Source organism: Calditrichota bacterium (genome assembly GCA_020637445.1).
Taxonomy (GTDB): domain Bacteria; phylum Electryoneota; class RPQS01; order RPQS01; family RPQS01; genus JABWCQ01.
In genome coordinates, this window is record JACJVZ010000002.1 from 31,302 (window position 1) to 46,414 (window position 15,113).

Consider the following 15,113-nt stretch of genomic DNA (forward strand, 5'->3'; position numbering starts at 1 on the left):
TGTTAAGCTGGCTTTGCGCTGGCGCAATGACTTTAAGTTTATTTGTGTCTTCTCCGTTGTTCGCAGTCAGTAAAGTCGGATCAACCGCCGCTCCGTTTTTGAATATTGCGGTCGGCGCTCGCGCCGTGGGAATGGGCGGAGCCTTCACGGCAATGGCGGACGACGCCACTGCGCTGTTTTGGAATCCTTCCGGCATTGCGGGGATCGACAAGTTCGAGGCCTCGCTGGTGCACACGGATTGGCTGACGGACTTGCGCTTCGACGTCATCGGCGCGGTATTGCCGCTCGAACACGACGACGCTATCGGCGCACAGATTACGCTTTTGACGATGCCGGATCAGGAAGTCACGACCACCAAGCAAGACGAACAGGACGGCGCGGGATACTATTACAGCGCGGGTTCGATGGCCTTGCAACTTACCTACGGCAAGCAATTCACCGACCGTTTCAAGCTGGGTCTTTCGGGCAAATATATTCACGAGTGGATCTGGCACGAAACGGCCTCGACGATGGCTATCGATCTGGGCAGCATGTATCGAACGGATCTAAACGGCATGCGGATCGGCGTGGCGATTTCGAATTTCGGCGGCAAAATGCAAATGACGGGACGCGATCTGACTCGCCTATATGACGTAGATCAAACCCGCGAAGGCAACAACGCGAGCGTGCTGGCCGATTTGGCAACGGATAAGTGGCCGCTCCCGCTGGTGATGCGGTTCGGATTGGCAATGGAAGCCTTTCAGAAAGAAGACCACCGCGTGTCCGTGGCAGCGGAAGCATTGCATCCTAACGACAACGACGAATCGGTCAACGTCGGAGCGGAATACGCTTTCCGCGAGCAGTTCTTCTTCCGTTCCGGATACAAATCGCTTTTCTTACGGGACTCGGAAGAAGGGCTTACCTTAGGCTTTGGAGTCAGATTGAAAACTCGCGGCGGCCCGATCTTCGTATTGGACGCTGCTTACGAAGACTTCGGCCGTTTTGACGCAATTTATAAGTATTCTTTGGGGATTAGCTACTAACAGACATTCGCACATTTTGTAAGCGATATTTTCAATATCATGGTCAAGGAGGACCTTAAAATGTTTCGGTTTAGAACTATCGCGCTGCTGATTGCGATTTTGACTTTCAGCATCGCGCAAGCATGGGCGACTACGGTCACTTTCCAGATTAATATGAGCGTCCAGGTTGATCTGGGCAATTTCGATCCGGACAATGACGACGTGGTTGTGCGTGGAGATTTCAATGGTTGGGCAGGCAATGCCAACACGTTGGATTTGGTTGACGGAATCTATAAGACAGACGTGGACATCACCGCAAGCTCGATTGAATTCAAGTATGTGATTGTGCATCCGGCAGAAGACGTGTGGGAATCCGTGGACAACCGCACAGCCAATGTCGCCGGCGATACACAAGTTCTCGATGTGGTTTACTTCAATAACATCGAGTCGTCAGAAAGTGCGGACGTGGAAGTAACCTTCCGTGTCAACATGCAAGTGCAGTTGCTGTCGGGTAATTTCGATCCGGAGTTTGACCAGATCGTGATTCGCGGCGCACATGACAGCCTTGGTCAGTGGGGTGGTGCAGTGGTACTGACGGAGGAAACAGAAAATCCGGGAATCTACTCGCGCCGCATACAATTCAATAGTCTCCCGATTAATGCCGCAGTCGAGTACAAGTTCAAGATCAACTACAACAGCGATCCGAACGACAACAATGGATGGGAGTCGCTTCCGAGCAATCGCAGCTTTACACCGACGGGCAATGAGCCAGACAACCTGCCGCCGCCCAGCGGAAACGGATATGGCGAAATCAACCCAGAACTTGTGTATTACTCCAACATCACGGCTGACGACATCATTCTTCAAGACGTTGCTGTCACGTTCCAAGTGGAAATTACGCCGTTGCTCGGTCGACTTAGCGACGATGGATATGTAGTTGACGTTCAAACCCAAACGGATACCGTTTTTACCGTTGAAGATATTCAAGTGGCCGGTGGTTCGCCGCCGTTGACTTGGGGCTGGGCAAACATCGCGCCTGAGTACTTCCTTCACGACGACGGCCTAAACGGAGACGAAACTGCGGGTGACGACGTTTATTCGGTGACGATTACTTTCCCGTCGGGGTCTTCTCGCTTGGTTGAATACAAGTTCGGTGCAAACCAGTACGACGTCGAAGCGCGCAGCGGTGCATCCTACAACCACTATCGTCAAATTGACGACACTAACCCCACTTATCGTTTTGACATTGATTGCTGGGGCTCAACGGACACTCTTTTTGCGCAGTGGCCGTGCACGATTTCCGACGTAGATGATCCGCAGATTCCGGTGATCAGCGAATTCTCGCTGGCGCAGAACTACCCGAATCCGTTCAACCCGACGACGACGATCAGCTTCACGCTGACGCAAGCGAATATCACGTCGCTGAAGGTGTTCGACGTGTTGGGCCGCACTACCGCGACCATCGACATGGGCCGCATGGAAGCCGGACGCCACACGATGTCCTTTAACGGCAGCGATTTGGCAAGCGGTGTGTATTTCTACCAGCTTGAGAGCGGTGCGTTCTCAGCAACCCGCAAAATGTTGCTTCTGAAGTAACCAGCGTAAACGCTGGACCCAATGTGCGGACGCATGGTTTGAAGAACTAAAGCGTTGCACATAAGAGTAGGAAGAGTTTGAAGTTCAACACGGGACGGGGCGCAGATGAAAGTTTGCGCCCCGCCCTGCCCTTAAGAGGTGACCCAGTATGATTAGAATAGCCGTTTTGCTTTTGACTTTCGCAACTTCGCTCTACGCGCAAACGGCATGGTGGGAACCGGCCTCTCCGCGACAAGGTGACGTCGTGACGTTCTACTACGACGCCATCGCAGGCACTCTGCCGGATGCCGGAACTCAAGTTTGGATGCATTGGGGAATTCGCGACGCAAATGGAAGCTGGAGCACTCCGCCCGCGTCCATTTGGCCACAGGGATCCGTGCTTCATACGGATGGCGTCGCCCTGCAAAGCCCGATGACCAACGACGGCAATCAAGTTTGGTCAGTGACGATCGACTTCACGACCGATATTGAAATGATCGGATTCGTGTTCACGGACCGCGGGAGTAACTGGGACAACAACTCGGGAAATGATTGGTCGCTGACTTTCCTGTCTTCGGGAACGGTTTCTTGGTGGACGCCGGAAAATCCCGAACCGGGTGATGACGTGACGGTTTATTACGACGTGGTGGCGGGTGCGCTGCCTAACAACTTAACGAGTGTGATCCTGCATTGGGGAATCAATGAGACCGGCCATGGAAACTGGCACCTTCCGCCGCAAGTGATGTGGCCCGCTGGAACGGTGCAGCAGGGATCGGTTTGCCGCACTCCTATGGTCAGTCAAGGCGGCGGCGTGTTCAGCGTCACGATACCGACCTTGGATTCGATTTATTCAATTCACTATGCGACTACAGACGGTACAAATTGGGACAGCAATAGCGGCCAAAACTGGAATATTTATATGGATGAACCGCCGGTCATACCGACGACTCACGTAATTTTTAGATTTGATCCGCGCTCGGCGTTTTCGCAATACAGCGGAACGGTAAACAGCGTGAATTTGGCGGGAACATTTAATGGATGGAGCACGTCGGCAACTCCGCTGACGAATATCGATCCATACGGCAATCGCTGGGGTGAAGTGGCGATTCCGGTAGGGGACGTAGAATATAAGTTTGTTATCAACGGAAACAACTGGCAGATCGATCCGGATAATCCTCGCAATGCACCGGGAGGATTCAACAACTCTCTATTGACGGTTGAGATGGATTCGCTGCCTCAAGTATATAATATTGCGCCGGGCGAAAACATGGTGTTCGACCTTGGCACGGAGCAGACAATCACGTGCAAAGTGCGCGGAGGAGACTTGGGACCGGGTATCGACGGTACGCCGTTTGTGCGCGTGAACAGTCAGGATCCGGGTGCGACGTACAACGCATCCACCGGCGAGCTTTCGATTCCGCTTCCGACGGACGCGATTTTGGCGCAAGTGATGATTATGCTCACCGACAGCGCGGGACGCACGAGAACGCGCTTTTTGGAATACGGATTTGTTGAAGGTGACGGGTATCTTGCGGTCGACGGTCGCGCGGATATGAACTACACGACCACAGAATCACTCGACTTGCGCGATTTCGGCATCTACGCGTTCGCCGACGGTGACTCGCTGGAAATTCGCCCGCGGTTTTACGACGCGCTGACGGAAAATACGATGGCGATCATCACGATCACCAACGAAGAAGGCAGTTACGGCGCGATAGACGGAATGGACGCGGAGTACGAAGTCGCAGGGCTCGCTTCCAGCGGCGTGATTATTCCTTTGCTGTCGCCGTCCAGTGCGAATTTTGATCCGGCGGTGCACAACCGGATTCACTACGGTTTGATTGGCGAAGAGTCTTTCCCGATTACGGTGGACGCTGCGAATTCGGCGTTTGATTGTTTTGTGGCTGTGCATGATTTGGAAGCGGCACTCGGGAACTACCAAACGGCATGGAAATTCACCTGCGTGAGCGTGAAGGCGGCGAGCGCGGCTGAAGGCTACGTGCACGAAGTCAGCGCGGCGGACGGGGGAAGCGACGAGGAAGGCGATCCCGATTTTTACGACGCTATTTTCTTCATGGCGAACGACGTGCAGTTCAAGAATTCGAAAAACTACGGCTTGACGCGGCGCACGACGTTTGACGCACCGGGCCGCGGGTTGGCTTCGATCGATCCGGATGACATCGGACCGGGCGTCGCGCATCCGGGACCGCTTTGTCAGATATTGACACGCGGCGCTCCGACGCGCGTGGCGAGCAAAACAATCAAGGGACGAGTCACGTCCGTGCTGCCGCTCACGAGCGCGTGGCTGATGCAGAACGACGTGATGCATCCGGTCTCGATGACGGGTGACAGTTTCTCGTTGGCTGTGACCTTGACCGAAGGCGACAATTTGTTCTCGCTGTTTGCGCGGGACGTTAATTCGGATACCGGACGCAGCGCGCAGATGAACTTCCCGCTGATCGTCGACCATGCGCCGAATCCGGTGATTGTCGTCAACATCGGCGGCGCTTCGATTCAGCTCAACGGCACGAGCTCAAACGATCCCCAAGGTGATCCTTTAACCTACAATTGGATTGTCGATCCGAACAATCCGGAAGTCGTGACTCTCGGCGATCCGACGAACAGCGTCGTGTCGTTCCCGATTCCGGCGACCTACGGCGAGTATTACTTTGACCTCGAGGTGACGGATACGGAAGAGAATACGACGCGCGCACGGACCTTTGTGCGGGTGAATGCGGACGGAGAAAGCGCGTTCTTGAACAACCAGTGCGCCGATTGGGTGGACAACGCCATCGTATATGAAATTTTCGTGCGCTCATTTTCGCAAGACGGCGATCTCGACGGCGTCACCGCGCAGATGGGACACATCGCCGAACTGGGCGTCAACACGATTTGGATGATGCCGATTTTCGAAGGACCGTCTGACCACGGCTACGAAATCACGAATTACTACGAGATCGAACAGGACTACGGCACGAAGGAAGATTTGCGCGAGCTTGTCGAAGCGGCGCACGCGAACGGTATTCGCGTGGTTCTGGATATGGTGATCAACCATACGGGCATCGGTCATCCATTCATGCAGGACGCGATTCGCTACGGACGCAACTCCTTTTACTGGGATTGGTACGACCGTGACGGCAGCGGAAACTACACCTACTATTACGATTGGTCGTCATTGCCAAATATCAATTTGGATAATCCGGAAACTGCGCGCTACTACATTGATATGTGCAAATACTGGATTGAGGAGTTTGACGTTGACGGCTACCGCTGCGACGTGGCTTGGGGACCGCTTCAGCGCACGCCGCAATTCTGGGTGGATTGGCGGCGCGAATTGAAGAAGATTAAGCCTGAGTGTTTCCTGTTGGCCGAAGCGTCGGCCTCCGACTTCACGATTTTGAACGACCGGTTCGACATGGCGTACGACTGGGCTTTGCATCACGAAGGCTCGGCTGGATTTTCGAACATGTTCCCGTCGATACCGAATTTCACAAACCTGACGGATTTGATTACGAACTACGGGTTCCCGTGGCCGGAGTACAAGAATCCGTTCCGGTTTATGGAGAACCACGATGAAGCGCGCTATATCTCGATTAAGACGCCGGCGCAAACGAAACTCGTATCGGAACTGCTGTTGAGCTTGCCGGGTGTGCCGATGCTTTATGCAGGTCAGGAGATCGGTGAATCATCGCAACGCGGGACCATCAATTGGAACAGCGATCCGAACAATTTGTATCAGCACTACTACCGTCTGACCAACGCGCGCAAACTGCTGCCTGCGATGCGGACGGGTGATTTTGATTTATTGACGACGGATCAGCCGGGTCCGTGCTACGCATTCGCGCGCACCGGCGAAGGCATGGATCCGGTGATCTTCCTTGGGAATTTCAGCTCCACGTCGCAGCTTGTGAATGTGAATCTGGACGCCGAGCTTTTGGGCATTCATCCGGATTCGACGTATTATGTTTCTGAGATTACGACCGCGCAGAGCTTCTCACGGTTGGGTTCTGAATTGACGACGATCTTTACGAGTCTTTCGTCTTACTCGGGTCGCGTGTGGGTGATTTCGGATTCCGTGATTACTACGGATGCGCCGAATCTGCCTGCGGTCCCAAAGTCCACTGAGCTGCTGGCTCCCTATCCGAACCCGTTCAATCCGGTGGTGACGGTGCCGTTTGAATTGGCGAAGGCTTCGCATGTGACCTTGCGCGTGTTTGACGTGTTGGGTCGCGAAACGGCGCGACTGGCCGACGACGTGATGCTGCCGGGACTCCACTCATTTACGTGGGACGGCTCAAACGTGTCGAGCGGAATTTATTTTGTGATGCTGCAAGCCGACGGCGTGGCGCGGACTAAGAAACTGGTGTTGATGAAATAGTGAACATCAGAGTGTCACTCGGCCGAGTTCTGTTGTGTCTTGCTGTGTCCGTTGTTGCGGCCACTGCGGGAGAGATTACGGTACAACGTGCGAACGATCTGAAACTGAGCACGATTCAAGGCAAATCGCGCCCCTTCCTGTTGGCTGATCGGAGCGGAACGTACCTGTATGGCGCAACGGGTGAAGATTGGGACGCGGGCTGGATGGGGCTTTGGGTGCGGCGGAATCGCGTGCTTGATCGACCAAAATTTGTCGATGCGAACGGCAAGATGCTTTCGCTCGAGGATGCGACTTGTGACGTCTATCCTTCAAACGTATTCTGGACGTGGCCAGAAAAGAAGGACCATTACGTAAACATCTTCTTTGAAGACACGCTGCTTGTCTATTCGGGCAGCAATGTGCGGGTCGAAGGCGGGACATGGATTCAAGAAGACCCGATGAAGGACGTCACGTACATCCAGTGGCCAAAACCGCTCATTTACTGGCAGATTGAAAAGAGTTCGATTCAATGCGGCGACTCCGAGATTGAGAAGATGACACTTTGGGCTCATGCTCAGCTTTTGAATTTGCTCGCCGAAAACGATTCCCTCCTCTACGCCGGAATCCCGTGGTTCAACGAAGGTTGGGGGCGCGATACATTTATTTCGCTGCCGGGTTTATTGGTGACGGGACACTACGACGCGGCGAAGAAATTGTTGATGAGATTTGCCGGATGGATCGACCGCGATCCGAATAGTCCGACTTACGGACGGATTCCGAATCGCGTGCGGCCCGGCGAGGAGATTGTCTATAACACTGCAGACGGCACGCCGTGGTGGATGCGCGAAGTGTATGAATACGGCGTCTACTCGGGCGACTATGCGCTGTGGGATACGTTGATGTCTGACAGCGGCGCGATGCGGATTGCACTCGATGCCGCAGTGGCGAAGAGCGACAGCTTTGGATTTTTGATGCACGGCGACGCGGATACGTGGATGGATGCCGTCGGCCCCGACGGCGCACACAGTCCGCGTGGCAACCGCGCGATTGAAATTCAAGCGCTACATTTTGCGGCCTTTGACAATGCCATGCGGATGACGCATAAGCCGAATCCGAAATGGAAGGAAACCGCCGAGAAGATTCGCAAGAATTTCTTGGCCGAGTATTTCGCGCCGTCGCAGGATCATTTTTATGACCGCTTGATGGCGGATGGCACGCCGGACACGACGATGCGTCCCAATCAGATGTTTGCATTCACCGCGCCGTACACGCCGCTGGTGCCGCCGCAGATTGAAGCGACGGTGACGAAGAAAATCGCGAGCGAATTGTTCTATGAACACGGTGTACTGAGTTTGAGTCCCGAGGATACGTGCTTTCATCCGTTTCATCAGGACTGGCACTATCCGAAGGACGACGCGTATCATCAGGGGATTGTGTGGGTGTGGAATTCCGGGCCAGCGAAATCGCTGTTGATTCGTGAAGGGCGCGGCGATCTCGCGCTGAAGATGATGGACTACGAAGCGTGGCACATGCGCGAACGCGGCATGGTGGGATCGCTGCCGGAGCTCTTTGACGCAGTGAAACGTCCCGGCGCGAAAGACATCGCGTGGTCGGGCACGAGTTCACAGGCGTGGAGTCTTGCGGAATTTTTGCGCGCGACGTATCAGGATTTTCTCGGCATTCGTCCAGTCGTGTTCGGGCGCGTTGATCCGTTTTGGCTGTTTGCGCCGCGCATTCCCGAATCGTGGGGACGCGTGGAGACGACGGTTAGTTGCAGCGGGACTCCGTTGCGCGTCATGATGCAGCAATTTACCGATTCGACGGTTGTTGAAGTAACTGCGCTCGAGACGCCGAAGTACGCACTTCCTGTAAAGTTTTTCGATGCAGCGCGCGGCATCACCGGCGAGATCAACACGACTGAACCCGTGCGCGTGGTCTATCGCATGAAAGACGGCTACATGCTCTACAACGACCAGCCCACGTCAGAGAAGATGCTGACGGGCTGGCCTTACGACAAGGGGCCGAAAGATTTGACGTTTGCGCCGCCGATTAAGAAACTCGACTTTGCATCGTTGAAAGATCCCGACTGGAAGATTTTGACGGGCAAGGATATTCATTGCGATATCGAGTATTCGCTGTTGATGAAACGTGCGGATGATCCCGAAGGCGATGACGGCGGTGACGGCGGCTACGAATATCCGACGGATGAGGATTTCCGCGACGGGATTCTTGATCTCAGGCAATTTGAAGTGCGTGACGCGAAGGACAGCTACTCTTTTTCGCTCACGTTTGACAGTTTGTGGCAGCCGGGCTGGCATCCTGAATACGGTTTTCAGTTGACGTATGCCGCGATTTGCTTGCATACGCCCACGGCAACGCGCACCGATGTACGCGCGAATTCCAATCTGACTCTCGAAACACCGTTTGATCGTGTTATATATGTAGGCGGCGGCGTGCGCGTGGAAGACGCCAATGGAAAAATCCTGGGTGAGTTCATTCCGCGCACGAATGACGATGCTTTCGGCGACGTGAACTCGAAAACGATTTCGTTTTGCCTGCCGAAATCGCTGTTTCCAAAAAAGACCGGCGAGTGGGATTGGACCGTGCTTGCGGGCGCGCAGGATGACCACGGCGGCGCGGGCATCGGCGAGTTTCGCGCGGTGAATGAGACGGCGGAACGTTGGAGCGGCGGCGGCAATACGCATCAAGGTTCGAATATCTACGACAGGCTGAGCACGCTCGGCCGATAAACTTTCTTGACTTCTTTGCAGACTATTATTCATGGCAAGCATTGAACTGCGGAATCTGAACAAACAATTCGGCAACGTAAAAGTGCTCCGCGATATCAGCTTTACGGTGCGCGAAGACGAGTTTGTTGTGCTCGTTGGACCGTCGGGCTGCGGCAAGTCCACGATTTTGCGATCGATTGCAGGATTGGAGACGCCGACGTCCGGCGAAATCTGGATTGGCGGAAAAAATATCACCGACGTGCATCCGCGCGACCGCGATATCGCCATGGTGTTTCAGAGTTATGCGCTCTATCCGCATTTAACGGTTTACGACAACATGGCATTCGGGCTGAAAATGCGGAAGGCGTCGGCGTCCGACATTGATCAGCGCGTCAAAGAGGCGGCATCGTTCTTTGAATTGGGCGATCTTTTGCACCGCAAACCCAAAGAGCTTTCGGGCGGACAGCGTCAGCGTGTGGCGCTGGGACGCGCGGTCGTGCGCAATCCCTCGGCGTTTTTGTTTGACGAGCCGCTTTCAAATCTCGACGCAAAGCTGCGAGCACACACGAGAACCGAAATTGCAAGGCTGCACAAGCGTTTGAAGACGGCGATGGTCTATGTGACCCACGATCAGATTGAGGCGATGACGCTCGGTGAAAGAATCGTCGTGCTCAAAGACGGCACTATCCAGCAGATTGACACGCCGCTGAACGTGTACCGCAAACCGTCGAACAAGTTTGTGGCGGGTTTCATCGGATCGCCGGCAATGAACTTCGTGCAAGGCGCGCGGGACGGCAAAGCCTTTCGCAGCGGAGCTCTGCGGTTTGATCTGCCGGATATCCTGAACGCGACGTGTCCCGAAAAGGTCACGCTGGGTTTGCGCCCCGAGCAGATTTCGATTGGCACAATCGGCAACGGGAAAGTCGGATTCGATTTGAACGTCGACGTCGTGGAGCCGATCGGGAATGAGCTATTGGTATACGGCAGGGTCGGCGAGCAGGAACTTATCGTGCGCTGCGATCCACGCACCGAAGTGCGGACGGATTCCCGCTTGCCTGTGTATTTTGATCCGATGGCAGTACACTATTTTGACACTTCCAGTGAAGAGTCTCTCGTTCGCGACTAACTTCTTGTCTTCGACATGCGCACACTTTTTGTTTTATTCTTTGTTGTTTTTGTTTCCGTGGCACAAGCGGGTAAACTTTACGTAAATATTATCTGGCACCAGCATCAGCCGCTGTATGTCAATCCTGAAACGGACCAGCTTTCCGGGCCGTGGGTGCGCACACATGCGACCAAGGATTATTGGGACATGGCGGAGCGGCAAGGACGGATGCCGGATGTGCATGCGACAATCAATTTGACATCGTCGCTGCTTGTGCAATTGCAAGAGTATTACGTTGCGCGCCTTGCACCCTATTTGTATAAGCACGAAGACGGACACCGCGCCATTGACGCCGACAAGTATTTCGCGAAATGGGGCGGCAAGACCGATCCGTGGATCGATTTGGCACTGAAACCAAGCGCAAGTTTCACGGAGGAAGACATCGCGAAGCTGATCAGCGAACCGTGGAACGCGTTTGGAATGTCTGAGATTCAAATGGCGCATTTCCCGGAATACGAGGCCCTCCGCGACAAAGCGCGCGCGCATCCGGAATCTTTGACCACTGACGACTATACGGCAATCAAGACGTGGTTCTTCCTTGCGCATTTCGATCCTCGGTACTTGGTGTCGTCGTATTCCGCAGGCAGTACGCTGCCTGATCTGGTCGAACGTCGTGACAACAAGTTTTACTTGAAGCATCCGCTAACGGAGCGAGACGCGAACCGCATGGTTGCCGAGGCCGTGTATCTGTGTACGCAAATCGTTCCGATACACAAGGCGATTCAAGATTCCGACTGGCTTCTGAACGAAGTGATCACGACTCCGTTCTATCATCCGATTTTGCCGCTCTTAATTGACACCGACATTGCCAAGGTATGTCAGCCCAAGAGCGAACTTCCCGAGCGATTCGCTTATCCGCAGGACGCTCATGCTCAGGTTATCAAAGGCATGGACTACTACGAAAAGCTGTTCGGCAAAATACCCAACGGCATGTGGCCCGCCGAAGGTTCGATTTCGGCGGATGCCGCGGCGGTCTTCCGCGAATACGGCGTGAAGTGGATTTGCGGTGACATGCATGTGCTGCAGCGCAGCAAGCCCGAAGGATTGGACGTCGCGAAACCCTACCGTTTGCGGACTCCGGCGGGTGACATTGCGATTGTGTTCCGCGAAACGACGCTTTCGGATCATATCGGCTTCACGTATCAGAAGATGGAGCCTGCGGAAGCCGTGAAACACTTCATGGGTGAAATCCGAAAGTACAAACCCGCTGAAGGTGACGACGACCGTTTGTTGACGGTGATTCTCGACGGTGAAAACGCGTGGGAGTGGTACGAAAAGGACAACTGGGACGGCAGCGAGTTTCTCGATGGGCTGTATCAGGAATTGTCGCGCGCCTATTTGAACGACGAGTTTACGTGCGTGACGCCGACGGAGTATTTTGACGGCAATCCCGCGCGCAAAGTGACTGCGCATCCGATTGAAGAGCTGACCGAGATCACCGAATTGTGGCCGGGGTCGTGGATTAACGCGAACTTTGACACGTGGATCGGCGAGCAGGAAGAGAACACCGCATGGGATTATTTGCTGCACACGCGGCAGGATTTGGAGAAGTCCGGTTTGCCGCAGCCTGATCCGCATGCAACGATGCCCGAAGATGCGCATGACGCCGCGGTCTATCGCGCCTACGAATCCATGTACGCGGCGGAAGGTTCGGATTGGTTTTGGTGGTACGGAGCCGATCAAGGTGCGCCGGGAGGAGACAGGCCGTTTGAAGAAGCCTTCTTCTCGCATTTGCGCGCCGTGTACAAGCACATGCGCGAGGCGGGAGTAGAAATTGAAACGCCGGAGTTTGAGCCGATTTTGAGTCAAGCGAAAATCTCGACGCAAGAAACGGGCGGCGTGATGCAGCGCGGCGGTGAAATACGCAGAGTTAGATTTGAGTGCGACGCAAACGGGATTGACATTCCGGAATCCATCTTCATCGTGGGGAATCTATCTTCAATCGGTGAATGGCAGCCAAACGTGATTCGCATGCGAGATGACGGTGCGGCGGGTGATCAGAAAGCCAAAGACGGCATTTGGTCTTTCGAAATCGAAGTGCCGCTGGGCACGGAAGTGCAGTACAAGTATACGAACTCCGGCGAAGCCGGGGTGTGGCAGCCGTCCGAAGAATTTTCACAATCAAACCGCGCCTTTACCGTTGAAGGAGCGCGCGACGAGGTGATTGTGCGCCATGACGTGTTTGGAGTGCGCGACTGACGTGAGAGTTTTAGCACTTCTTCTGACCGTATTGGCTGCGGGCTGCGCGAAACACGACGGAGTGACGCGCATTCAGCTCTGGCATCAGATGCAGCCGGACGACCGCGCCGTGCTTGAGCGCGTGATAGACGCTTATGACCAAAGAGACAGCACGGTTTTGGTCGAGGTTATTTACAAAGAGACCGAAGAACTGCGTTCCAACTATCAATCGGCCGCTCTTGCCGGCATGGGACCGGACTTGGTGTACGGCCCCTCCGATCAAGTTGGGCCATTGGCGACGATGCAGTTTGTGCGGCCCTTGGATGAGTATTTCAGCACCGACGAACTTGCCGGACTTGACGAGCGAGCCGTGGTCAAGTTTAAGGATCAAACGTACCAGCTTGCGGACCGCATCGGCAATCATTTGGCTTTGGTTTACAACAAATCTTTGATGCCTGTCCCGCCCGCGAACACGGACGAGCTGATTGCGATGGGTCAAGAGCTGACTAAGGATTTGAACGGCGACGGCGTGACTGACCAGTGGGGGCTCGTGTGGAATTTTACTGAGCCGTTTTTTTTCATTCCGTGGCTGTCGGGGTTTGGCGGATGGGTGCTGGACGACAACGCACATCCGACGCTAAACACACCTTCGGCAACCAACGCGTTTCGATTCGTACGTTCGCTGCGTGATCAATACAAGATGGTTCCGCCGGACTGCGACTACAATACCGCCGACGCACTATTCAAAGAAGGGCGCGCGGCGATGCTGATTAACGGTCCGTGGTCGTGGGCTGGGTACGGTACAGCCGGTATCGACTACGAAATCGCGCGAATTCCGCTGGTGACGTCGACGGGACTGTGGCCCGCGCCGATGGTGTCGCCGCTCGGCTATTCACTCAATGTAAACAGCGACGGCGAAGAACTTGCGGCGGCTGTGAAACTTCTCAAATATCTTTTGAGCGACAGCGTTCAGCAGCAGTTCGTCGAAGCGACTGGAATCATTCCGAGTTCGATAGTGGTTCGCGAAGACTCCACATATCTTTTGCGTCCGCACGTTGCGGAGAGTTTGTCGCAGTACGAAGTCGGACGGGCCATGCCGATCGTGCCCGAATTGCGCGCGGTGTGGGACGCGATGCGCGCGTCGTATCAATCGGTCTTGGGAGGATATTTGTCCCCTGAGGATGCCGCCGCGAAAATGCAGCATGACGCCGAACAAAAGATTCAGGAGATGAATGAATAGGGAACGCAACTTCGCGCTGTGGATGGTCGCGCCGGCCGCGATTGTGGTTGCGCTCGTCGTCGTCTGGCCGTTCATCTATAATGTGGTGCTCTCGTTCTCGAACATGAGTTTGCTGCATATTCACGATTGGGAATTGATCGGTCCGCGTCAGTACGAAAAGGTGTTTTCCGATCCGACCATATACATGGTTTTCGTGAAGACGTTGATTTGGACCGTCGTAAACGTGTTCTTTCACGTTACTATCGGCGTGGCGTTGGCCGTGATCCTGCACGAGAACGTACCGGGCAAGAGAATGTTTCGCACGCTCTTGATTCTGCCGTGGGCGATTCCGGCGGTGGTGACGGCGCTTACTTGGCGCGGGATGTTCCATTATGAATACGGCGCGGTGAATTTGATCTTGACCAAAGTATTTGCGCAGACGCCGATTCAGTGGCTGAACGATCCGGTCGGGACTTTTGCGGCGTGTATCATCACAAACGTGTGGCTGGGATTTCCGTTTATGATGGTCGTCGCGTTGGGTGGTTTGCAGAGTATTCCGCGGGAACTTTATGAAGCGGCGATGATTGACGGCGCATCGGCGTGGCAGAGATTCAGGACGATTACGCTGCCGATGCTGGTTCCTGTTTTGACGCCTGCCGTGATTTTGGGATTCGTGTGGACGTTCAATAAGGTTGATATTGTCTGGCTGGTCTCGAACGGCGGCGAGCCTGCCGATCAGACGCATATTTTGGTGTCGTACGTCTATCGCGCAGCATTCAATCTCTATCGCTATGGATACGCGGCGGCGGGATCGATGATTATTTTCCTGCTGCTGGTCGTGTTCTCAATGACGTTTATGAAAAGAATGCGGGCAAAGGAGGCGTAGACC

At 54.5% G+C, this 15,113-nt stretch carries 6 protein-coding genes and 1 pseudogene; all 7 read left to right on the forward strand.

Annotated features, from left to right (window positions below):
- Positions 1 to 26: 26 nt before the first annotated feature.
- The 7 genes and pseudogenes from H6507_08005 (at position 27) to H6507_08035 (ending at position 15,110) form a co-directional block, all read left to right on the forward strand.
- On the forward strand, positions 27 to 1,022 hold the full coding sequence (locus tag H6507_08005) for a PorV/PorQ family protein (protein ID MCB9369031.1): 996 nt from the start codon (positions 27 to 29) through the stop codon (positions 1,020 to 1,022).
- 60 nt (positions 1,023 to 1,082) lie between these two features.
- The gene (locus tag H6507_08010; GenBank protein MCB9369032.1) at positions 1,083 to 2,597 is read left to right on the forward strand and encodes a T9SS type A sorting domain-containing protein; all 1,515 of its coding nucleotides are present in this window, start codon (positions 1,083 to 1,085) and stop codon (positions 2,595 to 2,597) included.
- 148 nt (positions 2,598 to 2,745) lie between these two features.
- Positions 2,746 to 6,954, forward strand: coding sequence for a T9SS type A sorting domain-containing protein (locus H6507_08015; GenBank protein MCB9369033.1), 4,209 nt, complete (start codon positions 2,746 to 2,748; stop codon positions 6,952 to 6,954).
- A gap of 11 nt (positions 6,955 to 6,965) precedes the next feature.
- Positions 6,966 to 9,683 carry a hypothetical protein gene (locus tag H6507_08020; protein MCB9369034.1) on the forward strand — a complete coding sequence of 906 codons (2,718 nt, stop codon included), beginning with the start codon at positions 6,966 to 6,968 and terminating at the stop codon, positions 9,681 to 9,683.
- A gap of 31 nt (positions 9,684 to 9,714) precedes the next feature.
- Complete coding sequence (gene ugpC / locus H6507_08025; protein ID MCB9369035.1) at positions 9,715 to 10,788, forward strand: sn-glycerol-3-phosphate ABC transporter ATP-binding protein UgpC; 1,074 nt, start codon at positions 9,715 to 9,717, stop codon at positions 10,786 to 10,788.
- Between the two features lie 15 nt (positions 10,789 to 10,803).
- Positions 10,804 to 13,026, forward strand: a complete 2,223-nt coding sequence (locus H6507_08030) for a hypothetical protein (GenBank protein MCB9369036.1) — start codon at positions 10,804 to 10,806, stop codon at positions 13,024 to 13,026.
- Positions 13,001 to 15,110: pseudogene (locus H6507_08035) on the forward strand (extracellular solute-binding protein). Before H6507_08030 ends, H6507_08035 begins: the two are co-directional and overlap by 26 nt.
- Positions 15,111 to 15,113: the final 3 nt, after the last annotated feature.

Coding starts and splice junctions, on each gene's coding strand:
- ugpC (MCB9369035.1), top strand. CDS start 9,715: ATGGCAAGCATTGAACTGCGGAATCTGAACAAACAATTCGGCAACGTA.
- H6507_08015 (MCB9369033.1), top strand. CDS start 2,746: ATGATTAGAATAGCCGTTTTGCTTTTGACTTTCGCAACTTCGCTCTAC.
- H6507_08010 (MCB9369032.1), top strand. CDS start 1,083: ATGTTTCGGTTTAGAACTATCGCGCTGCTGATTGCGATTTTGACTTTC.
- H6507_08030 (MCB9369036.1), top strand. CDS start 10,804: ATGCGCACACTTTTTGTTTTATTCTTTGTTGTTTTTGTTTCCGTGGCA.
- H6507_08005 (MCB9369031.1), top strand. CDS start 27: ATGACTTTAAGTTTATTTGTGTCTTCTCCGTTGTTCGCAGTCAGTAAA.